Annotated in this window: 17 protein-coding genes; 6 read left to right on the forward strand and 11 right to left on the reverse strand. The window is 70.9% G+C overall.

Going from position 1 to position 24,553, the window contains the following annotated elements:
• The first annotated feature begins 28 nt into the window (after positions 1–28).
• On the forward strand, positions 29–1,186 hold the full coding sequence (locus tag EL245_RS02720) for a polyprenyl synthetase family protein (RefSeq protein WP_126381751.1): 1,158 nt from the start codon (positions 29–31) through the stop codon (positions 1,184–1,186).
• A 53-nt stretch (positions 1,187–1,239) separates the two neighbouring features.
• Positions 1,240–3,327 carry a Stk1 family PASTA domain-containing Ser/Thr kinase gene (gene pknB / locus EL245_RS02725; protein ID WP_126381752.1) on the forward strand — a complete coding sequence of 696 codons (2,088 nt, stop codon included), beginning with the start codon at positions 1,240–1,242 and terminating at the stop codon, positions 3,325–3,327.
• 63 nt (positions 3,328–3,390) lie between these two features.
• Here the strand turns inward: pknB and EL245_RS02730 are convergent, their stop codons facing one another.
• The 3 genes from EL245_RS02730 to EL245_RS13145 form a co-directional block, all read right to left on the reverse strand.
• Positions 3,391–4,734 carry a class II 3-deoxy-7-phosphoheptulonate synthase gene (locus tag EL245_RS02730; protein WP_232009844.1) on the reverse strand — a complete coding sequence of 448 codons (1,344 nt, stop codon included), beginning with the start codon at positions 4,732–4,734 and terminating at the stop codon, positions 3,391–3,393.
• Positions 4,735–4,917: 183 nt separating this feature from the next.
• A complete protein-coding gene (locus EL245_RS02735) occupies positions 4,918–6,147 on the reverse strand; it encodes a pyrophosphate--fructose-6-phosphate 1-phosphotransferase (protein WP_126381754.1) in 1,230 nt (409 codons plus the stop codon).
• Positions 6,148–6,510: 363 nt separating this feature from the next.
• Positions 6,511–9,153 (reverse strand): tetratricopeptide repeat protein, encoded by a 2,643-nt coding sequence (locus EL245_RS13145; RefSeq protein ID WP_161512762.1) that lies wholly within the window; start codon positions 9,151–9,153, stop codon positions 6,511–6,513.
• 241 nt (positions 9,154–9,394) lie between these two features.
• Here EL245_RS13145 and EL245_RS02745 point away from each other — a divergent pair, with 241 nt between their 5' ends.
• On the forward strand, positions 9,395–10,192 hold the full coding sequence (locus EL245_RS02745) for a transposase family protein (RefSeq protein ID WP_126381755.1): 798 nt from the start codon (positions 9,395–9,397) through the stop codon (positions 10,190–10,192).
• A gap of 1,032 nt (positions 10,193–11,224) precedes the next feature.
• Here the strand turns inward: EL245_RS02745 and EL245_RS02750 are convergent.
• Positions 11,225–12,154: a lysophospholipid acyltransferase family protein gene (locus EL245_RS02750; RefSeq protein ID WP_126381756.1), complete on the reverse strand. Its 930-nt coding sequence runs from the start codon at positions 12,152–12,154 to the stop codon at positions 11,225–11,227.
• A gap of 194 nt (positions 12,155–12,348) precedes the next feature.
• On the opposite strand from EL245_RS02750, the gene EL245_RS02755 reads away from it, so the two are divergent.
• Positions 12,349–13,986, forward strand: a complete 1,638-nt coding sequence (locus EL245_RS02755) for a DEDD exonuclease domain-containing protein (RefSeq protein ID WP_126381757.1) — start codon at positions 12,349–12,351, stop codon at positions 13,984–13,986.
• Between the two features lie 202 nt (positions 13,987–14,188).
• Here the strand turns inward: EL245_RS02755 and EL245_RS02760 are convergent, their stop codons facing one another.
• Positions 14,189–14,632 (reverse strand): hypothetical protein, encoded by a 444-nt coding sequence (locus EL245_RS02760; protein WP_126381758.1) that lies wholly within the window; start codon positions 14,630–14,632, stop codon positions 14,189–14,191.
• 205 nt (positions 14,633–14,837) lie between these two features.
• On the opposite strand from EL245_RS02760, the gene EL245_RS02765 reads away from it, so the two are divergent.
• The gene (locus EL245_RS02765) at positions 14,838–15,461 is read left to right on the forward strand and encodes a superoxide dismutase (protein ID WP_126381759.1); all 624 of its coding nucleotides are present in this window, start codon (positions 14,838–14,840) and stop codon (positions 15,459–15,461) included.
• A 148-nt stretch (positions 15,462–15,609) separates the two neighbouring features.
• Here EL245_RS02765 and EL245_RS02770 read toward each other — a convergent pair whose 3' ends face one another.
• The 4 genes from EL245_RS02770 to EL245_RS02785 form a co-directional block, all read right to left on the reverse strand.
• A complete protein-coding gene (locus tag EL245_RS02770) occupies positions 15,610–16,590 on the reverse strand; it encodes an FKBP-type peptidyl-prolyl cis-trans isomerase (protein WP_126381760.1) in 981 nt (326 codons plus the stop codon).
• A 91-nt stretch (positions 16,591–16,681) separates the two neighbouring features.
• Positions 16,682–17,080 carry a HesB/IscA family protein gene (locus tag EL245_RS02775; RefSeq protein ID WP_126381761.1) on the reverse strand — a complete coding sequence of 133 codons (399 nt, stop codon included), beginning with the start codon at positions 17,078–17,080 and terminating at the stop codon, positions 16,682–16,684.
• 185 nt (positions 17,081–17,265) lie between these two features.
• Positions 17,266–18,933 carry an ABC-F family ATP-binding cassette domain-containing protein gene (locus EL245_RS02780; RefSeq protein WP_126381762.1) on the reverse strand — a complete coding sequence of 556 codons (1,668 nt, stop codon included), beginning with the start codon at positions 18,931–18,933 and terminating at the stop codon, positions 17,266–17,268.
• A gap of 104 nt (positions 18,934–19,037) precedes the next feature.
• Positions 19,038–19,718: a hypothetical protein gene (locus EL245_RS02785; protein ID WP_232009845.1), complete on the reverse strand. Its 681-nt coding sequence runs from the start codon at positions 19,716–19,718 to the stop codon at positions 19,038–19,040.
• A 389-nt stretch (positions 19,719–20,107) separates the two neighbouring features.
• Here EL245_RS02785 and EL245_RS02790 point away from each other — a divergent pair, with 389 nt between their 5' ends.
• A complete protein-coding gene (locus tag EL245_RS02790) occupies positions 20,108–22,207 on the forward strand; it encodes a glucose PTS transporter subunit IIA (RefSeq protein WP_126381763.1) in 2,100 nt (699 codons plus the stop codon).
• A gap of 133 nt (positions 22,208–22,340) precedes the next feature.
• Here EL245_RS02790 and EL245_RS02795 read toward each other — a convergent pair whose 3' ends face one another.
• Positions 22,341–23,204: a TrmH family RNA methyltransferase gene (locus EL245_RS02795; RefSeq protein ID WP_126381764.1), complete on the reverse strand. Its 864-nt coding sequence runs from the start codon at positions 23,202–23,204 to the stop codon at positions 22,341–22,343.
• Between the two features lie 166 nt (positions 23,205–23,370).
• The gene (locus EL245_RS02800) at positions 23,371–24,531 is read right to left on the reverse strand and encodes an SPFH domain-containing protein (protein WP_126381765.1); all 1,161 of its coding nucleotides are present in this window, start codon (positions 24,529–24,531) and stop codon (positions 23,371–23,373) included.
• Between the last annotated feature and the right edge of the window lie 22 nt (positions 24,532–24,553).

A 24,553-nucleotide genomic window follows, 5' to 3' on the forward strand; every position in this document is an offset into this window, starting at 1 on the left:
CGCTGGCGGCTCGGCTACCCTGAGCGCCATGAGCAACCTCACCACGACGATGGCGCAGGTGCGCGAGGGCGTCGACCACAGGATCGCAGAGGTCTTCCGGTGCCTGCGGGAACGCTTCGACGGGCCGGCACCGGTCGACGCCGAGCTGCTCGAGGCGGCCGAGGACCAGCTCGAGGGCGGCAAGCGGATGCGGGCTGTGCTCGGTGCGGTCGGCGTCGCCCTGTCCGCGCAGGGCCACGAGCGCGACGCGGTGCTGACGGGCCCGACGGCCCAACGCCTTGGTGCGGCCCTCGAGCTGTACCAGGCCAGCGCGCTCGTCCACGACGACGTCATCGACGCCGCGCTCACGCGCCGGGGCAGGCCGGCCACGCACGAGCGTTTCGCCGCCTCCCACCGGGCCGTGGGAATGGTCGGTGAGGCCGCCCTCTTCGGGCGCAGCGCCGCCATCCTCGCCGGCGACCTGCTCCTGTCGGTGGCGGGGGCGGAGATGGGGGCCGCGGGGGCCGCGCACGTGGCGGGCGGCGGATCGCCCGACCACGCCCTGGCCGCCCGCGAGGCCTTCGACGACATGACCGCCGAGGTCGCCGTCGGCCAGTTCCTCGACGTGCGCTCACAGGTCGAGCACCTGCCCGACCCCGGGCAGGACCCTGTGGCCGCAGGAGAGGCGATGCGCCGGACCGCACTGCGGGTCGTACGCCACAAGTCCGCCCGGTACTCGGTCATGCACCCCCTGCTCATCGGCGCGCTCCTGGGAGGCGTCCCGGCTCACGACCCGCGCTACCGGGCGCTGCGGGCCTTCGGTGAGGCCACAGGGGTGGCCTTCCAGCTGCGCGACGACGTCCTGGGCATCTTCGGAGACCCCGAGGTCACGGGCAAGCCCGCCGGGGACGACCTGCGCGAGGGAAAGCGGACCGTCCTGGTGGCGCTGGCCTGGCAGCGAGCCGACGCCCCGGGCCGACGGCTGCTCGCCGAGGTCCTGTCCGACCCGCGGGCCACCCCCGACCAGGTCGACCGGGCGGCCGCGCTGATCGAGGGCTGCGGCGCCCTGGGGGCCGTCGAGGAGGAGATCGACACCCACCTGCACCAGGGCCTGAGGGCGCTGGAGAGCGCAGGCAGCGAGCTCGACGCCGCCACCGTCCAGGACCTGCACGAGCTGTCCGTTCTCCTGACCTCACGGAGGGCCTGAGGGGCTGCGCGGCGGTGACCGTGGGCGACGGCGGGGGACCTTACACTCTGCCCGTGGTCAAGGATCCCCTCATCGGTCGGCTGGTCGACTCTCGCTACGAGATCGTCGACCGAGTGGCGCGCGGCGGGATGGCCACGGTCTACCGCGCCCACGACCGGCGGCTCGACCGGGTCGTCGCGCTCAAGCTCATGCACCCCCACCTGGCCGACTCCCCCGACTTCGTCGCGCGCTTCCGCCGCGAGGCCCGGGCGGCGGCACGGCTGTCCAACCCCGGCGTCGTCGCCGTCTACGACCAGGGCGGCCTGGACGGGGTGGCCTACATCATCATGGAGCTCGTCGAGGGCACCAACCTGCGCGACCTCATCTCCTCAGGCCCCCTGACGGTGGGTGAGGCCCTGGGGCTGACCGCCCAGGTGCTGCGCCCCTTGGGCGCCGCCCACCGCGCGGGCCTGGTCCACCGGGACATCAAGCCCGAGAACGTCCTCCTTCCCGCCGACGGCGCGGTGGCCAAGGTCGCCGACTTCGGTCTCGCCCGTGCCGTGACCGAGGCGACCCAGACGACGACCGGCAACGTCCTGGGGACGGCCGCCTACCTCGCCCCCGAGCTCATCACCTCAGGAGCCTCGACCCCGCGGGCGGACGTGTTCTCCGTGGGGATCATCGTCTACGAGCTGCTCACCGGCGAGCAGCCCTTCGCGGCCGACTCCCCCATCCAGATCGCCTTCCGCAACGTCCACGAGGACATCCCCGCACCCTCCGCGCTCGTGCCCGGCCTGCCGCGCCGCGTCGACGAGCTCGTCGCCGCCATGACCCGCCGCGACCCCCAGGAGCGGCTCGAGGAGGCCGACGAGGCACTGAGCCTGCTGCGCACGACCGTCGCGGGCCTTGACGAGGCCGAGCTGGGGGTCAAGCGCGCGGGGAGGCCGGGGGCAGGACGCGCCCAGGACGTCCTGACGGCCAACGCCGAGGCCGCGCGCACGGCCATGGGCGTGCAGGGCGAGGGCGAGGAGGGATCCAGCGGCTCGCAGGAGGCCGACGAGTCCGGTCAGTCCCAGGCCCACGACGCCCAGGACGGGTCCGAACCGGGAGCCGGCATGCGCACCGTGTCCCTGCCCATCGGCTCGATCGGCCCCCAGGACCGGTCAGCGGGCAGCGACTCCACGACCCGCGCCCTGGCGCGCGACGAGCTCGACCGCAGTGCCGACAACCAGGAGACCACCCGGGTGGCGCGGCGCTCCGGCCGCTCCCCCCGCCGCAGGGCGGTGCTCGCCGTCGGGGCGCTGGTGGTCCTGGGCGGTGGCGCCTCGGGGCTGTGGTACGTCACGAAGGGCCCCGGACGGACCGTCGCGGTGCCCGACATCCGGGGCCTGAGCCAGGACGACGCCAAGGCGCTCGTCGAGGGCCGGGGCCTGGTGTGGGGCGCGCCGACACGGGCCTACTCCGACACCGTCGCCTCCGGGCTGGTCATCTCCTGCTCGCCGGAGGTGGGGATCCGCCTGCGGCTGGGCGACGCCGTGACCGCCGTCATCTCCCGGGGTATCGAACAGGTCGAGGTCCCGGACGTCACGGGCATGACCCAGGAGGAGGCCACCACCGCCATCTCCGAGGCGGGACTGGCCCTGGGGGCGGTCACGCAGGACTACTCCCAGGACGTCACGCAGGGACAGGTCATCTCCTCCGACCCCGGGGCGGGCACGGTGGTCAACCACTCCACGGCGGTCGCCATCGTCGTGTCCCGCGGCCGCCAGCCCGCGACCGTCCCCGACGTGACCGGCATGAGCCTGGAGGACGCGACGACGACGCTCGAGGCAGCAGGGCTCGCCCTGGGGGCGACGACCGAGGCCTACTCCGACACGGTCGCGCAGGGTCTCGTCATCTCCTCCGACCCCCAGGCCCAGGCCGTGGGGTACTACAAGGGCGACACGGTCGACCTCGTCGTGTCCAAGGGACCCGAGATGGTCACCGTCCCCGACGTGACGGGGATGAGCGAGGAGGAGGCGACCGCGGCGCTGGAGGCCGCCGGCCTCGTCGTCGAGATCTCCCACGTGCTCGGTGGGCTGTTCGGCACGGCGCGCTCGACCGATCCCGCGGCGGGCACGAGCGTGAGGAAGGGCTCGACCGTCACCCTCACCGTCGTGTGAGCCCCGGCTCCGAGCCGCTGCGAGCCCCCGGTCGGGCACCTGGTCGAGCCCCCGGCCCCGGGGTCAGCCCCGCAGCAGCTCGGCGACCTCGAAGGCCATCTCGAGGGACTGCTGGTGGTTGAGCCTGGGGTCCACGAGGGTCTCGTAGCGCCGGGCCAGGGCGGCCTCGTCGATCTGCTCGCCACCGCCGAGGCACTCGGTCACGTCGTCCCCGGTCAGCTCGACGTGGATGCCCCCGGGCACGGTCCCCAGCTCGCGGTGGACCTCGAAGAAGCCCCGGACCTCGGCCATGATCGTGTCGAAGCGACGGGTCTTGTAGCCGTTGTCGGAGGTGATCGTGTTGCCGTGCATCGGGTCGGTGATCCAGGTCACCGGTCGACCGTCGGCCTGGACCGCCTCGACAAGGGCCGGCAGGGCCTGGCGGATGCGCTGGGCCCCCATGCGGGTGATGAGGGACAGGCGCCCGGGGTCGCCGTTGGGGTTGAGGTGGTCGATGAGGGCCAGGAGCTCGTCGCGGCTCGTCGTCGGACCGATCTTGACGCCCACCGGGTTGTGGACGCCCTCGAGGAGGGCGACGTGGGCGTCCCCCGCGCCCCGGGTGCGCTCCCCCACCCACAGGAGGTGGGCCGAGGTGTCGTAGAGGCGCCCGGAGCGGGAGTCCTGGCGGATCATCGCGTCCTCGTACTCGAGCAGAAGGGCCTCGTGGGAGGCGTAGAAGTCGACCTGGCGCAGTGCGTCGAAGTCCACGCCGGCCGCCTCCATGAACCGCATCGCCCGGTCGATCTCGACGGCGAAGGACTCGAAGCGCTTGTAGGCGGGGTTGGCCATGAACCCGCGGTTCCAGGAGTGGACCTCGCGCAGGTCGGCGTACCCTCCCATCGTGAAGGCGCGGATGAGGTTGAGCGTCGTGCCGGCGCGCAGGTAGGCCTCGAGCATGCGGGCGGGGTCGGGGACGCGGGCCTCGGGGGTGAAGGCGTGGTCGTTGACCGAGTCGCCGCGGTAGGACGGCAGGGTGACGCCGTCACGGGTCTCGGTGTCGGCGCTGCGCGGCTTGGCATACTGCCCGGCCATGCGCCCGATCTTGACCACGGGCGTCGAGGCGGCGTACGTGAGCACCGCGGCCATCTGGAGGATGGTCTGGACCTTGAGCCTGATGGACGTGGCCGAGGAGTCCTCGAAGGACTCGGCACAGTCCCCGCCCATGAGGACGAAGGCCCTCCCCTGGCTGGCTGCGGCCATCTGCGCCCGCAGGGCGTCGACCTCACCGGCGAAGACGAGCGGCGGACGGGAGCGCAGGTCCGCGCCCACGGCCTCCAGGGCGGCGGCGTCCGGGTAGGACGGCTGCTGGTACGCGGGGCGCGCACGCCAGCTCGGCACGGCGGCGCGGGGCGCGTTGAGGTCGTTCATCACGGCCGCCAGCATAGGTGAGGTACGTGCAAGGCCCCCACATCCCGCCGCAGAGCGGGACGCGGGGGCCTTGGACTCCTTGGACTCCGGGAGGCGCGCTGGGAGGCACGCTGGGAGGCGCGCTGTCGGAGAGGGCCTGCCGCGGGCCTCGGTCAGTTCCCCTCAGCGACGCCGTTCAGCCTCTCAGTGCCCGGGGGCGACCTCGGCGGCCTCGACGCTCTGGCCGATCTCGGCCATGAGCGCGGTGAACCAGGGCTGGGTGATGTCGAAGGGCTTGGCCCCGGCGATGCGCGGGAAGGCGATGGCGGTCAGCTCGTCGTCGTTCTCCTCGTCCTGGCCGATGACCCCCGAGACTCCCTTGAGGGCGCAGTCGACCGCGAGGTCGCACATCTGCTTGATGAGGGCGAGGTCCTCGGCGTTGGCGGCCGCGGCGCGCGAGTAGTAGCCGGACTTCTGCACCATGACCTTCTCGGCCCCGATGAGGGAGGCGAACTGCTTGGCGAACCACTGGCCGGGGTTGATGGTGTCGAGCTTGACGTGCCCGAAGGGGTCGCGCTGGACCTCCTGGCCGGCGGCCTCCATCTCCGCGATGATCTCGGGCACGCCAGCGCCCTCGGACAGGAAGATGTTGACGTTGCCCTGCTCGTCCATGATGGCCTTGAGGCGCTCGGCCTCCGCGGCGATGTCGAGCTTGGCCTCGGGGACGAACACGGCGTGGACGTCCCAGCGCTCGCGGGTCAGGCCCAGGGCGGGGGCCCAGCTCTTCGTGGCCAGCAGCTCGTGGTAGCGCCGGGCGGTCTCGGCGGTGAGGTAGCCGCAGTTGCGCCCCATGCACTCGTGGACGATGAGCATGCGCGGGTTGGAGCGGTGCTCACCGATGATGTTGAAGGCGAAGCCCGCCCCCTCCTCGGCGGCCGTCCACGCGCCCAGGGACTGGCGCACGGGGATGACGTCGTTGTCGATGGTCTTGGGCAGTCCGACGACGGTCAGCTCGTAGTCGTTGTCGTGGAGGTAGGCGGCCAGGTCGGCGGCGGTCGTGTTCGTGTCGTCCCCGCCGATGGTGTGCAGGACGTCGACGCCGTCCTTGCGCAGCTGCTCGGCGGCGAACTCCAAGGGGTTGACGCCCTCGGCGACCAGCCCGCGCTCGACGAGGTTCTTGGCGTTGGTCAGCTTGACGCGGGAGTTGCCGATCGGCGAGCCGCCGAACTCGCGCAGGGTGCCGGCGGTCTTGCGGGCCTCGTCGTCGATGACGACGTAGTTGCCGGTGAGCAGGCCGTGGTAGCCGTACTGGTAGGCGATGATCTCGACCTCGGGAGCGACCTCGGTGTAACGCTCGATGAGGTCGCCGACGGCGGCGGACAGGCAGGGGGCGAAGCCGCCCGCGGTGAGCAGGGCGACGCGACGGATCGACATCGAGAACCTTTCAGGTTGATGGCTTGCGCCTCGACGCCACCGGGGTGGCCCGCCGGCTGCCGAGACGTGGCGGCACATGCCGTGCCTCCCAGGCAGTCTACCCGCCCGCCACCCGCCCAGCCCCCCACCTCGAGATCGGGACTTATGGCACCTCGAGATCGGGACAAGTGACACCTCGAGATCGCCGCATCGTGCACGGCCCTCCGATCTCAGGACGGCGCAGCACTGGCCAGGAGGCGCTTCCCCACGAGACTGTGGGCCTGACCGCGAGGGGTCTTGACGCCTTCGCAGGCCTCATGCCGGCGCGACGAGCCGCTCAGTCGCACCGTGGTCGTGCCCGGCTCCTGTCTCACCTCGGCACTCTCACCGACCTGACACGGAGGTGTGCCCGCTCAGCAGTCGTGCGTCGATGAGACGACACGCCAGGTCAGGGGCAACACGAGACAACACGTCGAAGTGCTCCCAGACCGAGGCCCCGAAAAGCCAGGAGCGGGCCAGGAAGCCCCGAGCCGAGCCGTGCCATTCCGAGATCTCCGCCTCGGTCACTCCTGGGGCATCTGCGACGTCGACGCAGATGCTGGCGAGTCGTCCGCAGTACTCGGCGGCGCCGCCTCGCTCCGTGACGCCATCGGCCCACCGGAGTTCGTCTCGGACAATACTCATGACACGCTCAGCTCTCCCGGCTTCGGACAGCACCCGAGCCACTCCGGCCAGCACCTCCGCCCGCAGCCACGGATCAGATTCGACAGCGGCCGTTTCCTTCGTCAGCTCCGCGACCTTCAGCACCTGAACCGCGTCACTCGCGTCAGCCAGCACCTGCATCACACAAACTAAGGCCTCGGCTCGCCGCAAAGAATCAGACTCAGAAAGAGCCGTATCGCCCGCCAGTTCCACGACTTCCGCCGCCTTAACCGGATCACCCGCCTCAACCAGCACCCCCGCAATACCAGCCAGCGCCGCCGTCCGCAGCCACGGATCAAACTCAGCGGACGTTTCGCCCGCCAACTCCGCGACCTCCATGGCCTTGTCCGCGTCTCCAGCCTCAGCCAGCACCCGTGCGACATCGACCAGCGCCATTGCTCGCCGCAACCGATCAGGCTCGGCGAAGGCCTTCTCCTTCGCCAGCTCCGCGACCTCCGCCGCCTTGTCCGCGTCTCCAGCCTCAGCCAGTACCCGCACGACACCAGCCAGCGCCTCCACCCGCAGCCCCGGAGCAGACTCAGCTGCGGCTTCCTCTGCCAGCTCCGCGACCTCCAGCGCCTTGATCGTGTCACCCGCCCCCGAAAGCACCCGCGCCACACCAACCAGCGCCATCGCCCGAAACCACGGAGCAGACTCGACCGCGGCCTCCTCCGCCAGGGTCGCGATCTCCAGCGCCCTGTCGGAGTCACCAGCCTCAACCAGCACCCGCGCCACACCAACCAGCGCCTCCGCCCGCCACGCCAAAGTAGACTCGACCGCGGCCTCCTCCGCCAACACTGCGACCTTCAGCGCCCTGTCGGAGTCACCAGCCTCAACCAGCACCCGCGCCACACCAACCAGCGCCTCCGCCCGTCGCCCCAGAGCAGGCTCAGCGACGGCCGCCTCCTCCGCCAGGGTCGCAACCCCCAGCGCCCCGTCGGAGTCACCAGCCTCAACGAGCACCCGTGCCACACCAACCAGCGCCTCCGCCCGGAGCCACGGATCATCCACAAGCCTGGCAGCGTTCAGTGCCCTGGCCTTGTCACCAGCCTCAACCAGCACCCGCGCCACACCAACCAGCGCCTCCGCCTGCCGCCCCAGAGCAGACTCAGCGGCGGCCGCCTCCTCCGCCAGGGTCGCGACCTCCAACGCCTGGTCCGTCTTACCAGCCTCAACCAGCACCCATGCCACACCAACGAATGCCTCGGAACGACATGCTGGCGCCTCCACCGAGGCGACCACCGATTCAGCCTCTTCCATTCTGCCAAGACCAGCAAGCACCGTCGCTCGAGATATACGAACACTGTCCGCTCGCACAACTTCCTGTTCGCCGACGGAGTCGAGAGCCTTCAAGATGCACTCACTATAGTATCGGCGTTGCCCTCCATATATCACGCTGTCAAGAACTTCCACGATAGCATCGACCCGATTATTCATGTCGTCGATACTCAGCAGCCGGTCGAGGAGCACCTGAGGTTCGAGATCGAAGTAATCTACGCTCAGGCTCAGCAGGCCGGGAACATATATGCTTCCGCGGGCCAACCGTGCCCGCTCCTCTGCAATAGCGAGCACATCCTCCAGCAGACGTTCAGATAGGTTGCTGTCGGACGATGTCAACAACGCGCCAGCGGTCTCGTCGATGGCGCGCAAGGAGCGGTGCGCGCCACCGTAGCGTCGAACGATCTCGTCATTGCGTGCAGAGTGAGCGAGCAGCTCAGGAACACCCTCGTCTCCGAGAACGTCCCGCACAACCGCCTGGTATCCGTCGCTCAGAAGATAGGACGGCGTCGTGTCCGACCAGCCGTATTGGTTGGTCAGATCCCACGCCCACTCCACGATAGCCTCGCGACTCGACCGCAGGGCGCGCATGCGCAGCTCGGCCCACCACTGCTCGTCCTCGAGATCATCCCCCTCACCAAAGCTGAGTGGATCAACACGCCTGAGCACCTCCCGAAGCACCATGTCGTGGCCCAGCTGGTAGGCCATGACCGTGCGCTTCCCACGACTGATATCGGTCGGCAGAAGCAGCCGTCCCAGCTCGCCGGCCACAAAGGATTCCACCTCCCCCAGCGTGACAGAATCGCCACCTCGACTCACCAGGGCGTGGAGGTCCTGCGCCGTCAGCATCCCCTCACAAGCAGCGAGGAAGGTACCGATCGGGAGCCCTAACCGGTGACCGAAGAACTCCCTGACCTGTTCCGGGCTCACACTCGCTTCAGCATGCGGCGACGGCTCCAGGTCCTCCGACCGTGCCGTCTGCCGGTCCTCGCACACCACGTCCGTCGGCACCGGAGGGTTGGGGCGCGAGGCTGTCACGACCTTCACGCCGCGCGGGAGAGAGCGTGGAAACACCGAGAGGATCGAGGCGGCGCCGGGGGCATCAGGGTTTTCGAAGTAGGCGTCCTCGTCGAGCCCATCAATGAGGTTTTCTCACCGGGGTGGGGCGTGCACCCGGCCTGATCGTTGGGATGCTGGGGGAGGGTGCGTGTCGTGTGGGGGTGCACGCGGGGAGCGCATCCAGGATGGGTTCTGACCAAAGAAGCACCCCTGAATGCGAGGTCCCCGCATGCTGTCCTATCGTGCCACCCTTGACGTGCCATCCGCTACCGCCCGAACCGTGTCAGCCTGGCTGGCGGCTCACCGCCGCTGGCACGACATTCGGCCTCATCAGAGGGCGGCGACGCCCTGGGTGCAGGCTGTGATGGTGCTGCGCTGGCTCAACGAGGCCACCAGCATGCGCACCCTGGCCCGAGACGCCGGCATCTCGATCGCCACCGCCTACAGGTACCTGCATGAGGCCCTCCAGGTCATCTCCTCCCAGGCCCCTGACCTGATCGAGGTCATCACCCAGCTGCGCCACAAGGGTGAGCCTTTCGTGTGCCTGGATGGCACCCTGATCCGCACCGACAGGGTCGCAGCCCGCACCGAACGGGGCAACCACTCGTGGTACTCGGGCAAGCACAAGGCCTTCGGGGGCAACGTCCAGGTCATCACCGACCACACCGGATTCCCGGTGTGGGTCTCGCCGGTCGAGCCGGGCTCGACCCACGACCTGACCGCTGCGCGCGCCCACGCGCTGCCCGCCCTGTACAAGGCCGCCTCCCAGGGCATGCCCACCCTGGCCGACAAGGGCTACATCGGCGCCGGCATCGGCGTGCTCACACCCGTCAAGGGCGCCAGACCCTGCCCCGACGACGCCACCTACAACCATCTGCACGCCAGTCTGCGCTCGCCTGCCGAGAGGGCCAATGCCATGCTCAAGCACTTCAAGGCCCTCCAACACGTCACCCTCGACCCGCACACCATCACCCACATCACCGCCACAGCCCTCGTCATCATCAGCCTCAACAAACAACCCCGGTGAGAAAGGCTCAATGAGCAGAACCAGAGTATTATTCTGCGCCTCGCAGGACAGGGCAGTCATCCGCAGAGCCTGCGCTAGAGCACTCGGCTGCTCCTCCATCTGAAGGGATCGCACGTACCTGTCTCCCAGGATATCCGCAAGCTGCGCCATGACCTGGAAGACGAAGTCGTTCCGTCCGCGTCCCGCCTCGTTCTTGCGGACGAAGAAGGACACCACGCGGACCCCGTCGGGAGGACGGAGGGCAAAGGTCGCCATGAGGGCGGTCTTCCCGCTCAGCATCCTGGCTTCATAGGCGAGCCAGGTCTCCTGACCCCGCATGACGAACTCCTCGAGCGCCGCTATCTCCCGCTCCCGGTCCTTGAGCGTCTCGGGAGCCAGGGAACGAAGCTTGTCCCGATGCCCCTGGAGCACCTGACCCACAGGCTGCCCGGGAACCGGGCGGTCACGCAGCTCCCGCAGGACGTCCCCGGTCTCCTTAAAATTCTCCAGGACCAGCTGCAGCGCCTCGGGCTGCGTGAAGCAGGCGACCACCTTCTGGCAGGCGACCTCGAGGACCCAGTCAAAGGCGACCCGCGCCGACTCGTCGGCCAGTTCTGCTCGACGGTCCCTCCCGCCGGAGTCGAGCAGCGTGTCCCTCAGAACCTCCCAGTGATACCCCGCGCCGCGACGGTCAGCGTCCGACAGCCCGCGCAGCATCCCCGCCACCTTGTCCGAGGCCACCTCCCAATCCGCCTCCGGCACGTACCGATACTCCGCCTGATCGACGGGAAGCTCGCGCGCGATCTCCTCGGCGATCCGCTCACCAGAGACAACACTCCGTCCAGGAGTCGGCCGCAGCTCCCTCAGCCGGTCCCACAGGCTGCCCACATCTCCTACGACGTCAGCCGCTGCGCCGTCCCCGCTGACCCGGAGAACCACCTGCACGATCGCGAGGCCGACGCCCACAAAGACAGTGCTGCCGATCATTGCCCGGTCCTTCTCTCAGCGTCCGACCGATCGCACATGGTCGTGTCTCACCCGACCCCGGAGGCCTCAGTTCTGGGAGCTCCCGGTGGGCTCGTCATCCTCCGAGCCCTGCCCAGCTGGAGCCTCCGCGTCCGAGCCCGCAGACACATCCCCGGCCTCACCCCTGCCGTCATCGCCGTCCTCGTCCGCCGGCGGCTCGGGGACCTCGACGTCGGGCGCCGGACGGCCACCAGGGGCCTCCGCCACCGGGGCGGCCGGGCGCGCCGCGGCCTGGGCGGCGAGCATCTCGGCCACGACCTCCTCGGCGCTCTTCTTCTCGGCGTCCATCGCCTTCTTGACGTCAGCGGCGTAGAGGTCGACGTACTCCTGCCCTGACAGGGACATGAGGGCGTACATGATCTCGTCGGTGATCGACCGCAGCACGAAGCGGTCGTTGTCGAGGCCCTTGTAGCGGGAGAAGTCGAGCGGCTCACCGACGACGATACCCACCCGGTGGCGGGTCGAGGGGATCGCCTGACCGATCGGCTGGGCGAGGTCCGAGCCGATCATCGCCACCGGGATGACCGGCGCGCCCGTGGCCAGGGTGATCCGGGCGACCCCGGTCTTGCCCCGGTACAGACGCCCGTCGGGGCTGCGCGTGCCCTCGGGGTAGATGCCGAAGAGCTCACCGGCGTTGAGCCGGTCGATGCCTGCCTGGAGCGCCGCCTGGGAGGCGCGCCCTCCCGAGCGGTCCACGGGGATGGTGCCCACCGTCGTCATGAATCGCTTGACCGCCCAGCCCTTGACTCCCTTGCCCGTGAAGTAGTCGGACTTGCCGATGAAGGCGACCTCGCGGTCCATAAGCAGCGGCAGGAAGAAGGAGTCGATGACCGCCAGGTGGTTGGAGGCCAGGATCGCGGCGCCCTCGGCGGGAATGTTCTCCTCGCCCCGGATCCAGGGCTGGTAGAGCATCTCCATGGCCGGCCCCACGGCGGCCTTGATACCTCGGTACCCCAACGCGGGACCTCCTGTGCTCCTCGGCGGGCGGATCGAGCGGACGGGCCGCCCGGCTGCCCTGTCCGCGCGGGACCGAGTGACGGCTGGATCGGCTGCTCACCGCAGTTTAGCCTCACCCCGTGCCTCACCACGCATCCTCGGCCCCTCACGCTTCGGGGCGCACCGCGCGCGGCGCGCAGGCGGCCTTCGAGGACATGGGCACACCACTGCGTGAGGTCACCTTCGTCGTCGTCGACCTCGAGACGACCGGCGGGCCGCCCGGTGCGCACGCGGTCACCGAGATCGGGGCCGTCAAGGTCCGCGGCGGCGCCGTCGAGGCGGAGTTCGCCACCCTGGTCAACCCCGGTGCGGCGATCCCCGCCCAGATCACGGTCATGACCGGCATCACGAACGCGATGGTCGTCAGCGCCCCGCCGGTGGGAGAGGCGCTCCTGTCCTTCCTCCAGTGGGCCCAGCTGGGGCGGGAGGCCACGGTCCTTGTCGCGCACAACGCACGCTTCGACGTCGGCCACCTGCGCGGTGCCGCCAGCGCCCTGGGTCTGGACTGGCAGGAGCCCACCGTCCTGGACACCCTCACGATGGCGCGCAAGGCGTGGAGCCGAGCGGACGTGCCCAACCACCGCCTGGGCACGCTCGCCTCCTTCGTCGGCTCCCCCACCTCTCCCACCCACCGTGCCCTTGACGACGCCCGCGCCACCGTCCACGTCCTCCACGCGGCCCTCGAGGCCCTCGCCCCGCTCGGAGTGTGCCACCTGGAGGACCTGGCGACTCTCGGAGACCCCGTGCCCGCACGGCGCCGGGCCAAGAGCCGCATGGCCGACGGGCTGCCGGCCACCACCGGCGTCTACCAGTTCCTGTCCCCGGCCGGCCAGGTCCTCTACGTCGGCAGCGCCGTCAACCTGCGCCGTCGGGTCCGCTCCTACTTCACCGCCGCGGAGAAGCGCTCCACAGTAGCGCGGATGCTCGATACCGCCGTAGGCGTGCGCGTCATCGAGACACCGACCGAGATCGAGGCCCGAGTGCGCGAGCTGCGCCTCATCGCCGAGCTCGACCCCCCGGTCAACCGCCGCTCCCGCTCCCCGGACCGCAGGCCCTGGCTACGCCTCGTGCCCGCGCCCGAGCCGCACCTGGCCTCCACCACCGTCCTGCCCAGCGAGGAGGCGCCCCGCGCCGTGGGCCCCTTCCCGTCCCGCTCGGCGCTCCAGGAGGCCCAGCGCGCAGCGGAGTCCGTGCTGCGGCTGCGCGCCTGGGACGGGAGGGGGATGCGCGAACTGCGCCGTGGCGAGCAGCTCGGCGGCCCGGAGCAGGCCCTGCGGGCTCTGTCCGGGGAGGTCGACCTCGTCGCCGCTCCCCTGCTGGAGCGGATCGGGGAGCTGTCTGCTGCAGAGCGCTACGAGGAGGCGGGCCTGTGGACCCGTCGGCTGCGCAGCCTCCTGGCAGCCACCGTGCGCGCCGAACGTGCCCGCCCCCTCCTGGGGTGCCCCCACCTCATTGCCGCCCGACGGCGGGAGGCAGGCGGCTGGGAGCTGGTGGCCGTGCGCTGGGGGATGCTCGCGGGATCGGCACTCACCCCGCCCGGTGCGGACCCCCGCCCGGCGGTCGAGGCTCTGCGATCCACCGCCCAGGTGGTCCAGCGGCCGGCACGGGTCGGGGGCGGCGCGAGCGTCGAGGAGACCCTTCTCCTGGCGGGGTGGGCCCTGGACGAGGGCGCCCGGCTGGTCGAGGTCGACGGCGGCGAACAGGTCCTGGAGGGGCTGTCGTGGCCGGTGGGCGCAGCCGCCCGTCACGAGCGGGTACTCGCCACCGGGGCCGGCTTCCCCGAGCGGGACTGAGCTCTCCGAGGCGGGCGGACCCGGTGGCGGGACACCGCGTGCTGCGCCCGGTCGTGCCATATGTCCCGATCTCGGGGTGTCATTAGTCCCGATCTCGGGGTGCCATATGTCCCGATCTCGGGGTGCCATATGTCCCGATCTCGGGGTGCCATATGTCCCGATCTCGAGGTGTCATGAGTCCCGATCTCGGCGGGGAGGGAGGTCAGCCGGCGGGGACGACGGTGCCCGGGCGCGAGGTGAGGGCCTCGGCCACGGCCTCCTGGAGGCTCATCGGGTCAAGCGGCCGGGACACGACCACCTCCGCCTTGGACCACGCGGCCAGCCAGTGGTCCTGGGGTCGGGCGGTGAGCAGGACCACCGGGGGCCTGTTGTCGAGCTCGGTGAACAGCTCGTGGGCCAGTCCCATGCCACCGAGCTTCTTGGCCTCGGCGTCCAGGACGAGGGCGGCAAAGGGATCCAGGCCCGCCTCGGCCCGGTCCTTGATGGCCAGGCGCACCCCCTCGGCCGTGGCGGCGTGGGTCCAGGACACCAGGGGCAGCCCCTTGGCCGGGCGGCGTCCCACGCCGTCGACGACGTCGTTGCGGACGGTGGAGTCGTCGGAGAAGACGAGGAGCTCGATGCGGTCGGTGTCGGCCTGGTCGGTCATGGGGTCCTCCCGGGACAAGGCGATGGACGTTCAGCGGTCAGTGTAATCGCACGTCCCGCCAGTTCCCGACGACCGCCCCACGACCTACGATGACAGATGTCCAGGACTTCGGTCCTAACCAGTTCCGCTGCCCGGCCCCCGTGGTCGGGCCGGGCAGACGGAGCAGGGACGCACCGAGGCCTTACCGCACACGAAAGGCAGGCTCATGGCCGTGTACACCCTTCCCGAGCTCCCCTACGACTACGCAGCGCTCGAGCCCCACATCTCCGCCAAGATCATGGAGCTCCACCACGACAAGCACCACGCGGCCTACGTCGCCGGGGCCAACGCCGCCCTCGAGCAGCTCGAGGCGGCTCGCGCCGCCGACGACCTGGCTGCGATCAACCTGTGGGAGAAGAACCTCGCCTTCAACCTCGGCGGGCACACGAACCACTCGGTGTTCTGGAAGAACCTGTCCCCCACCGGGGGCGGCGAGCCCGAGGGCGACCTGGCCGACGCGATCAAGGACTCCTTCGGCTCCTTCGCCGCCTTCAAGAAGCACTTCGCCGCGGCGGCCCTGGGTATCCAGGGCTCCGGCTGGGCCGTCCTCGCCTACGACTCGCTGTCGGGCAAGCTCGTCGTCTTCCAGCTCTTCGACCAGCAGGGCAACGTGCCGGTGGGCACCATCCCGCTGTTCATGGTCGACATGTGGGAGCACGCCTTCTACCTCGACTACCTCAACGTCAAGGCCGACTACGTCGCCGCCGTGTGGAACATCGCGAACTGGCAGGACGTCTCCGAGCGCCTGACGGCGGCGGTCGCCGGAACCCAGGGCCTCATCCTGCGCTGAGGGCGACGCGGGCGATCCTTGTGCAGAGCCCGCCCAGACCCGACCAGACACGCGTCTCGGCCCGGGAGCGGTCTCCCGCTCCCGGGCCGAGACGCGTCCTGGCACCGGTCCCCCGGTCAGCCGGACCGACCGGTATCCGGGACCGCCTCTAGATCACCGCGCCGATGTCCATGACCCATGCCGTGGCCGGGGACCCGGTCGTGGCGTTGGCGGGCTGGAGCAGGACGACGCGCGATCCCGCGGGCACCCCGACGAGCCCCTCGAGGCCGGTGGCCTGCGTCATGTCGACGGGCTGGACCTCCTCGATGTCCCAGCTCGACTGCGGCTCGGAGTTGTCCCACGGCGAGTAGGCCATATGCGTGACGAGCGTGGAGTCGGCGGCCACCGGGGTGCCGGTGCCGCGCGCCACGACGATCACCTCGACGGAGGTGGGCTCGGCGGCCCCCGAGTTGACCGAGATCGTCGGCGCGGCGCCCAGCTCCCCGCTCAGGGTGATGCCACGGTCGGCCAGCGCCTGCTCGCCCTCCATCGTCGCGTCCTTGGTGGCCTGCGCCACCGAGTCGGAGGTGTAGACGCCGCCGATCTCGACGACGAAGACGAGCGTGCCGGTGGGCTGGCCCGTCGTCTCGTCATCGCCGTAGGCCAAGTCGGCAGGGATCGACATGAGCAGCCGGTCGCCCTCGGCGTGGCCCGCGAGCCCGCAGGTCCACCCGGGGATGACGGAGTTGAGCGCGAAGACCGTCGGCCTGCCCCGGGAGTAGGAGGAGTCGAAGGGCTCCGAGGCGTCCCACTGCCAGCCCGAGTAGGACACGGCGACGGTGGCGTTCTGCCCCTCGATGACGGTGCCGGTGCCCTGGGTCAGGGTCTTGACCGTCAGCGCCGAGGGCGCCTCCTGCCCGCTCCACGTCAGGCTCGGCTGCGTGCCGGGGTCGCCCGAGACCTCGGGCAGCGCGGCGGAGTCTGTCTCGATGGTCTGGGTCGAGCAGTCGACGGCCGTGGCGGTGGCCTGCGCCGCCGCCTGGGAGGCAGAGGCCGACGAGCTGGTCTGGGACGAGTCCGAGCAGCCGGCCAGGGCCAGGGCTGCGCTCAGCACGAGGCAGGGCAGGGCGACGAGGGGCGTGCGACGCACGGTGTCTCCTTGGTTCTCATGGTGGGACGGCCGGAGCCGGCTCCGGCCGTCCTGACGGCCTGCGGGCGGGCTGCCTCGCAGGGGGTTCGGCTCAGTGGAAGGACTCCCCGCAGGCGCAGGTGCCTGCGGCGTTGGGGTTGTCGATCGTGAAGCCCTGCTTCTCGATGGAGTCGGCGAAGTCGATGGTCGCGCCCGACAGGTAGGGCACGCTCATGCGGTCGACGACGACCTCGACGGAGGCGAGCTCATCGGAGCCGGTCGGGAAGGAGCGCAGCGCGTCACCGTCGAGGAGCCTCTCGTCGAAGTAGAGCTGGTAGACCAGGCCGGAGCAGCCCCCGGGCTGGACGGCGACCCGCAGGCGCAGGTCGTCACGGCCCTCCTGGACCAGGAGGCTGGCGACCTTGGCGGCTGCCGCCTCGGTGAGGACCACCTCGTGCTCCTGGGCGTCCGTCGCGGCGGCGCCGGTCGTCTCAGTCGTCGTCTGTGTCATGGTCGTCTCCCTGTGTCGTCGTGGTGTCGTGGTGTCGTCATGTGTTGTCATGCGGGGTCCGCGGGCCGGGCTCACCGGCCCCCAGCGCCCCGAGGGCCTCAACACCCCGAGGGGCGGTTGTCTTCCACCACCCTACGACGTCGCGCCCGGGGCCCTGGCGTGACGGCACTCACCGTGGCGGGCGGTCAGGCCAGCGCGACGAGATCGAGGTAGTCCTCCCCCCACAGGTCCTCGTCGCCGTCAGGAAGGAGCAGCACCCGGTCGGGGGACAGGGCCCGCACCGCCCCCACGTCGTGGGTGACCAGGACGACGGCGCCGGTGAAGGTGGCCAGCGCGCCGAGGATCTCCTCGCGGCTGGCGGGGTCGAGGTTGTTCGTCGGCTCGTCGAGCAGGAGGACGTTGGCGCTGGACACGACGAGGCTCGCCAGGGCCAGCCTCGTCTTCTCCCCGCCGGACAGGACCCGGGCGGGCTTGTCCGCGTCGGCCCCGGAGAACAGGAAGGAGCCCAGCACCGAGCGCACCTGGGTGTCGTCCATCTGCGGGGCCGCGGCGCGCAGGTTGTCCACGACCGTGAGGTCGGTGTCGATGGTCTCGTGCTCCTGGGCGTAGTAGCCGATCCTCAGCCCGTGCCCCGCCAGGACCTCGCCGGAGTCTGGCTCCTCGACGCCCCCGAGCAGCCGCAGGAGGGTCGTCTTGCCCGCGCCGTTGAGGCCTAGGACCACGACCTTGCTGCCGCGGTCGACGGCCAGGTCGACCCCGGCGAAGACCTCGAGGGAGCCGTAGGCCTTCGTCAGCCCGGCCGCGCGCAGGGGCGTCCGGCCGCAGGGGGCCGGGTCGGGGAAGCGCAGGTGGGCGACCTTGTCGGCCGTGCGCTCCTCCTCCAGGGAGGACAGGAGCCTGTCGGCGCGGCGCAGCATCTGCTGGGCCGCCACCGCCTTGGTCGCCTTGGCCCTCATCTTCTCCCCCTGGGCGCGCAGGGCGGCGGCCTTCTTCTCGGCGTTGGCGCGCTCCCGACGACGGCGGTGCTCGTCGTCGGCCCGCTGCTTGAGGTAGGCGTCCCATCCCAGGTGGTAGACGTCGAGCGCGCCCCGGGTGGCGTCCAGGTGCATGACCTGGTTGACGGTGTCGCGCAGCAGCTCGACGTCGTGGCTGATGACGACGAACCCGCCGGAGTAGCTGCGCAGGTGGTCACGCAGCCACAGCACCGAGTCGTGGTCGAGGTGGTTGGTGGGCTCGTCCAGGAGCAGGGCGTCGGGCTGCTGGAACAGGACGCGGGCCAGCTCGACGCGGCGACGCTGACCGCCCGAGAGCGTCCCGATCTCCTGGTCGAGGACGCGGTCGGACAGGCCCAGGGCGGCGGCGATGCGCGCCGCCTCGGACGCCGCCGCGTAGCCCCCGGCCATCGTGAACTCGTGGTCGAGCCGGGAGTAGCGGTCCAGGGCCTTGGCCTGGGCGTCGCCGGTGGTCGAGGCGATGCGCTCCTCGGCCCGTCGGATGCGCACGAGGAGGGCGTCGATGCCTCGTGCCGACAGGATCCGGTCGCGCGCGACCTGGGCGAGGTCACCGACCTTCGTGTCCTGGGGCAGGTAGCCCACCGAGCCGGTGACGGTGATACGCCCCTCGTGCTCGACGGCGTCGAGGCTGTGCCGCTCGTCGGCGTCGGCGGGGGCGCTGCCGGTGCCCTGCGCGGCGCTCGCCGCCGCTAAGAGCTTGGTCATCGTCGTCTTGCCGGCACCGTTGCGCCCCACCAGCCCGATCCGCATGCCCTTGTCGACGCGGAAGGAGGCCCCCTCGACGAGCGTGCGTGCGCCGATGCGCATGGTCAGTGCCTGGACGTTGATCACGCCGAACATGCTACGGGCACACCGCGCCGCGACCGCCTCACCGGGGCGGTCGCGGCCGGGTGATGCGCCACAAGCGGGGTGACGGTTCGCTCACAGACCGCTGTCCGGGCGGGTCAGTCCCACCACAGCCAGGTGCCGACCGGACCGTGGGTCCAGTGGCGCCGAAGGGTCGAGGCCTCGTCGGGCGAGGCCAGGGCGTCCAGGTCGTAGCGCCCGCGCACGAGCTCCCACAGCTCCTTGCAGCGGCAGTGCTCGTCGTGGGTCTCGCACAGCTCGTACTCGAGCAGGTCGGGGTCGGCGATCCACAGCCCCTCGACGCTCACGCGCTCGTCGCGCCTCTGCGGACCGATGGCGTAGCCGGACAGGCGCACCCGTCCCCGGGCGCCGACGCAGGCGCGCAGGAGCACCCCCAGGGTGGGACCGAGGTTCTGCCGGTCCTCGAGCTGGGGGCCGGGCAGGACCTCCAGGAGCCGGCGGGCCGTGCCGGGGCCCATGTCGTGGAAGGGCGTGTAGTCGTCCACCGGGACGCCGTCGTCACCGATGAGGCCCGCCGGCGCGAAGCCGTAGTCCGCCGGGATGACCGTCGAGCGCAGCTCGTCCCGGCAGCGGGCGAGCTCGTGCCAGACCCCCGCGCGCACGGACCACCCGCGCGGGCCGTACATGCCGTTGTCGTCCCGGTCCGGCTCGGGAGCCGCCCCCGGCGGACCGGGGTCTCGACGGGGCGACGGGGAGGGCTGGGGCGCCGGTGGGGTGGGCCCGGCGGAGGGGGCGGAGGCGGGCAGGGTCGTGCTCATGGTGGGGCTCCTCGTGGTCGTGCTCTGCGGGACGCGCCCCTGCGCCACCGCAGGGCCGCGGGCCGGCAAGGAGGTCGCGCCGGCCTCCTCCAGGGTCGGACCGTGCGCACCCGCCCCGCCCCGCGCCTGTGGACGCCGGTCTGGCGGGGTGCCGCGAACCGACCATGTGGAGCACCTCGGGCGCCAGGCGCTCCCAGGCCCCCCGGGACCGAGCCGCCCGGCCGTCGGCAGGAGCGTGCGAGGACCGTACGAGTTCGGTCAGGATGCCGCCGACCGGTGACAAAGACGGTAGCCTTCAAAGGTCAGCCCGTCGCGGCGGGCTCATCCCCGACCCTGACCGTCTCGACACCCGGTGCCGGGTGCCGGGACGGCCGATGGAAAGGCCTTCCATGGCAACAACAACATCCACCCCTGAGGCGATCCTCGAGGCCGTCGGCGGCCCCGGGAACATCATCCACCTCACCCACTGCGCGACCCGCCTGCGCTTCGAGCTCAACGACGCCTCCGTCGTCGACAAGGCGGTCGTCGAGGCCATCCCCGGCGTCATGGGCGCCGTCCCCCAGGCGGGGGACCGCTACCAGATCGTCATCGGCGGCGCCGTCCAGGGTGTGTACACCCAGATCATGGACCTTCCCGCCATGAAGTCGCAGTCGGCCCAGTCCGACGCCGACGTCAAGGCCGCGGCCCGCGCCAAGGCCAGGGGAAAGAACGCCTGGGTCGACGCCTTCTTCGAGTACCTGTCGGACTCCTTCCGCCCCCTGCTGCCGGTGCTGCTGGGCGCCTCCCTCATCATCGCCTTCGAGGCCGTCCTCGACGCCCTGGGCATCGTCGACTTCCGCGACGACGCCGCCAAGGGAGCCAGCTGGGTCTACGTCGACACGATGTGGCGCGCGGTCTTCTACTTCCTGCCGGTCATGGTGGCCTACAACGCCTCCAAGAAGCTCAACATCGACCCGTGGGTCGGCACCGCGGTCATGGCCGCCCTGCTCACCCCCAACTTCATCAGCCTGGGCTCGACGAGCTACACCGAGACCGCGGAGGGCTCGGGCCTGTACCGCGCCGCCCTGACCTTCGGCGACCAGGTCACCTGCACGACCAACGAGACCCTGGGAACCGAGTCCTGTGTGGCCCGGGTCTTCGGCCTGCCGATGCAGCTCAACGACTACGGCGGCCAGGTCTTCGTGCCGCTCATCATGGTGGCCGTCCTGGCCCTGGTCTACAAGGGCCTGACGCGGATCTTCCCCGCCAACGTGCAGATGGTCTTCGTGCCCTTCTTCTCCTTCGTCATCATGATGCCGGTGACCGCCTTCCTCATCGGCCCGATGTCCATCTGGCTCGGTACCGCTCTGGGCTCGGGCCTGGCCTGGCTCAACGGCAACGCGCCGATCGTCTTCGCGATCCTCATCCCGCTCATCTACCCCTTCCTCGTGCCGCTGGGCCTGCACTGGCCGCTCAACGCCCTCATGCTCGCCAACATCGCGAGCCCGGCCACGGGCCACATGGACTTCATCCAGGGTCCGATGGGCTCGTGGAACTTCGCCTGCTTCGGCGCCACGGCCGGTGTGCTCGTGTGGTCCATCCGTGACCGCGACCGCGAGATGCGCCAGACGGCCTCCGGTGCGCTGGCTGCCGGCCTGCTCGGTGGTATCTCTGAGCCCTCCCTCTACGGTATCCACCTGCGTTTCAAGCGCATCTACCCGCTGATGCTCGTCGGCTGCGCGGTCGGTGGCCTCATCACCGGTATCGGCGGCGGCATCCAGACCGGCACCTTCGCCTTCACCTCGCTGCTGACCATCCCGATCTTCGACCCGATGGCCCTGTACGCGATCGCGATCACCGCCGCCTTCTTCACCTCCTTCGCGCTCATCGTCATGTTCAACTACCGCACGAAGGACGAGCGCGCCGCGGCGGGCCTGGGTGGCGGGGCCGTCGAGGCCGACCCGGCTCAGGTGGAGGCCGACCTGGCCGCCGAGCAGGCTGGCGCCTCTGCCGCCGAGCCCAAGCCCGCTCTCGTCCCGGGCGCCGTCACGCAGATCGCCTCGCCGCTGTCCGGTGAGGTCATGGCGCTGGAGGACGTCGCCGACCCGGTGTTCTCCTCGGGTGCCGTGGGCAACGGCGCCGGCCTGACCCCGGTGGGCGAGATCGTCGTGACCGCCCCGGCTGACGGCACCGTCGTCGTGGCGCCCGCCTCGGGGCACGCCTTCGGCATCAACCTCGACTCCGGCGTCGAGATCCTCATCCACGTCGGCCTCGACACCGTCAACCTCGAGGGCAAGGGCTTCGACGTCAAGGTGTCCCAGGGCGACCGCGTGAGCGCCGGGCAGGAGCTCGTGCGCGTCGACCGCACGGTCATCGAGGAGGCCGGGTACCCCCTGACCACCCCGGTGCTCGTGACCAACACCGCCACCTTCGCCTCGGTGGAGGTCGTCGCTGACGGCGAGGTCTCCTCCGGCGCCACCCTGCTCAAGGTGACCGCCAAGGAAGACTGAGACGACTGAGGCGACTGAGCACCGGTTGAGCACCTGCCGGTGCGGCCGGCTCACCACCGCATGACAGGGCGGGGCAGGAGGGTTCTCCCCTCCTGCCCCGCCCTGTCGTGTCCCGTCGCGGCCCTGCGTGCGCTCAGCCGCGGACCCGCAGCTCCCAGAAGGCGACGGCGGCAGCGGCGGCCACGTTGAGCGAGTCGACACCGCCCGTCATCGGGATGCGCACGACCGCGTCGGCCTGGGTCACCGTGCGCCGGCCCAGGCCGTCGCCCTCGGTGCCCAGGACGAGCGCCACCCGGGAGCCCGGGGAGGTGCACGCCGGGCTCGCCGAGAACTGCCCGAGGTCGACGGCGTCGTGCGACAGGGCCAGGGCCGCCACGGTGAAGCCGGCGGCGTGGAGCCCGTCGAGGTCGGGCCACCGGGGCAGGCGGGTCCACGGGACCTGGAAGACGGTGCCCATCGAGACCCGCACGCTGCGCCGGTACAGCGGGTCGGCGCAGCGCGGGGTGACCAGCACGGCGTCGACGCCCAGCGCGGCGGCTGAGCGGAAGGCCGCCCCGACGTTCGTGTGGTCGACGAGGTCCTCGAGGACCGCCACCCGTCGGGCCCCGTCCCCGTCGCGGCAGGCGGCGAGCAGCTCGCCGACCCCGGCCAGGGCGGGACGGTGCATCGCGGCCAGGGCCCCCCGGTGGAGGTGGAAGCCGGTGACGTGCTCGAGCAGGTCCTCCGGGGCGAGGAAGACCGGCACCTCTCCCCCGTCGGGACGCCCGTCGCAGCCCGAGGCGGCGGCGATGACCGGAGCCATCTGCTCCAGGTGCCGCTCGGCCATGAGGAAGGACCGGGGGGCGTGCCCGGCGGCCACGGCGCGGGCGATCACCTTGGTCGACTCGGCCATGTACAGGCCGCGGTCGGTCTCCAGGCGGCGCCGCAGGGCGACGTCCGTCAACCCGGTGTAGTCGACCAGGCGCGGGTCGGCGGCGTCGTCGAGCTCGATGATCACGTGGGACGGTCCTTCCTCGTCGTCGCAAGGGCGCGGGCGGCAACTGCACAGCCTGCACAGCCTGCACAGCCAGCGCAGTCAGTGGGAGGTGTGCGGGTCTCCGGCCAGGGCAGGGTGGTCGGGGAGACCGCGCTGTCACCACAGGATGATCGTGGCCGTCCGGGGCTCAGTAGCCGACGGGCGGGATCGAGGCCGGCGGCTCCTGGCCGGGGCGACGGGTGGGGAGGGTCGTCGTCTCGGCGGACTGAGAGCCCGAGGTCACGGAGCCGTCGGCGACCTGGGTGGCGGTCTCGACCTCACCGCGTGCCTGGGCGAGCGCCTCCTCGGGAGCCTGGAGGTGGGTCTGGGCCAGGTCCGAGGCGATGTCGAGACCCGAGTCCATACCGGAGAGGTCGACACCCACCCGCTCCTCGTCCCCGGAGCCCCCGGTGCCCGGGCCGGTCGGTGAGCCTCCGCCCAGGGCCCCGGCGATCCCGTCGAGAGCGGCGGTGAACTCCGTGGGCACGATCCACATCTTCGAGCTCGTCCCGTTGGCGATCTTGGGCAGGGTCTGGAGGTACTGGTAGGCGAGGAGCTTGGAGTCGGCGTTGCCGCGGTGGATGGCGTCAAAGACCTGAAGGATCGCGCGGGACTCGCCCTGGGCCTTGAGGATGGCCGACTGGGCCTGGCCCTCGGCGCGCAGGATCGCCGACTGCTTGTCGCCCTCGGCGGTCAGGATCTGTGACTGCTTGACGCCCTCGGCGGTCAGGATGGCCGCACGCCGGTCGCGCTCGGCACGCATCTGCTGCTCCATGGCTCCCTGGATCGACGCCGGAGGGTCGATGGACTTGAGCTCGACGTTGCTCACGCGGATGCCCCAGCGGCCGGTGGCCTGGTCCAGGACGCCGCGCAGCTGGCCGTTGATCTGGTCGCGGCTGGTCAGGGTCTGCTCGAGGTCCATCGCGCCGATGACGTTGCGCAGCGTCGTGACGGTCAGCTGCTCGATGGCCTGGAGGTAGTTGGAGATCTCGTAGGTGGCCCGCTTGGGGTCGGTGACCTGGTAGTAGATGACCGAGTCGATGGACACCACGAGGTTGTCGGAGGTGATGACCGGCTGGGGCGGGAAGGACACGACCTGCTCGCGCAGGTCGACGGTCGTGCGCACGCGGTCGATGAAGGGCACGAGGAAGTGCATGCCCGCGCCGTACTCGGCCTGGAACTTGCCCAGGCGCTCGACGATGATCGCGTAGGACTGCGGGACGATCCTCACCGCCTTGATGATGGCGACGATGACGAACAGGAGCAGGAGGATGAGGACGACGAGCGGGAAGACTGCGAGCTCGTTCATATGAGGTCCTTTCATGTCGGGG

The organism is Actinomyces howellii, assembly GCF_900637165.1.
GTDB lineage: Bacteria > Actinomycetota > Actinomycetes > Actinomycetales > Actinomycetaceae > Actinomyces > Actinomyces howellii.

Excerpts from the sequence above, each read along its gene's own strand:
- EL245_RS02720 (WP_126381751.1), top strand. The coding sequence starts at position 29 with ATGAGCAACCTCACCACGACGATGGCGCAGGTGCGCGAGGGCGTCGAC.
- EL245_RS02730 (WP_232009844.1), bottom strand. The coding sequence starts at position 4,734 with ATGAACGACCTCAACGCGCCCCGCGCCGCCGTGCCGAGCTGGCGTGCG.
- EL245_RS02735 (WP_126381754.1), bottom strand. The coding sequence starts at position 6,147 with ATGTCGATCCGTCGCGTCGCCCTGCTCACCGCGGGCGGCTTCGCCCCC.
- EL245_RS02745 (WP_126381755.1), top strand. The coding sequence starts at position 9,395 with ATGCTGTCCTATCGTGCCACCCTTGACGTGCCATCCGCTACCGCCCGA.
- EL245_RS02755 (WP_126381757.1), top strand. The coding sequence starts at position 12,349 with ATGGGCACACCACTGCGTGAGGTCACCTTCGTCGTCGTCGACCTCGAG.
- EL245_RS02760 (WP_126381758.1), bottom strand. The coding sequence starts at position 14,632 with ATGACCGACCAGGCCGACACCGACCGCATCGAGCTCCTCGTCTTCTCC.
- EL245_RS02765 (WP_126381759.1), top strand. The coding sequence starts at position 14,838 with ATGGCCGTGTACACCCTTCCCGAGCTCCCCTACGACTACGCAGCGCTC.
- EL245_RS02775 (WP_126381761.1), bottom strand. The coding sequence starts at position 17,080 with ATGACACAGACGACGACTGAGACGACCGGCGCCGCCGCGACGGACGCC.
- EL245_RS02780 (WP_126381762.1), bottom strand. The coding sequence starts at position 18,933 with ATGTTCGGCGTGATCAACGTCCAGGCACTGACCATGCGCATCGGCGCA.
- EL245_RS02785 (WP_232009845.1), bottom strand. The coding sequence starts at position 19,718 with ATGAGCACGACCCTGCCCGCCTCCGCCCCCTCCGCCGGGCCCACCCCA.
- EL245_RS02790 (WP_126381763.1), top strand. The coding sequence starts at position 20,108 with ATGGCAACAACAACATCCACCCCTGAGGCGATCCTCGAGGCCGTCGGC.
- EL245_RS02800 (WP_126381765.1), bottom strand. The coding sequence starts at position 24,531 with ATGAACGAGCTCGCAGTCTTCCCGCTCGTCGTCCTCATCCTCCTGCTC.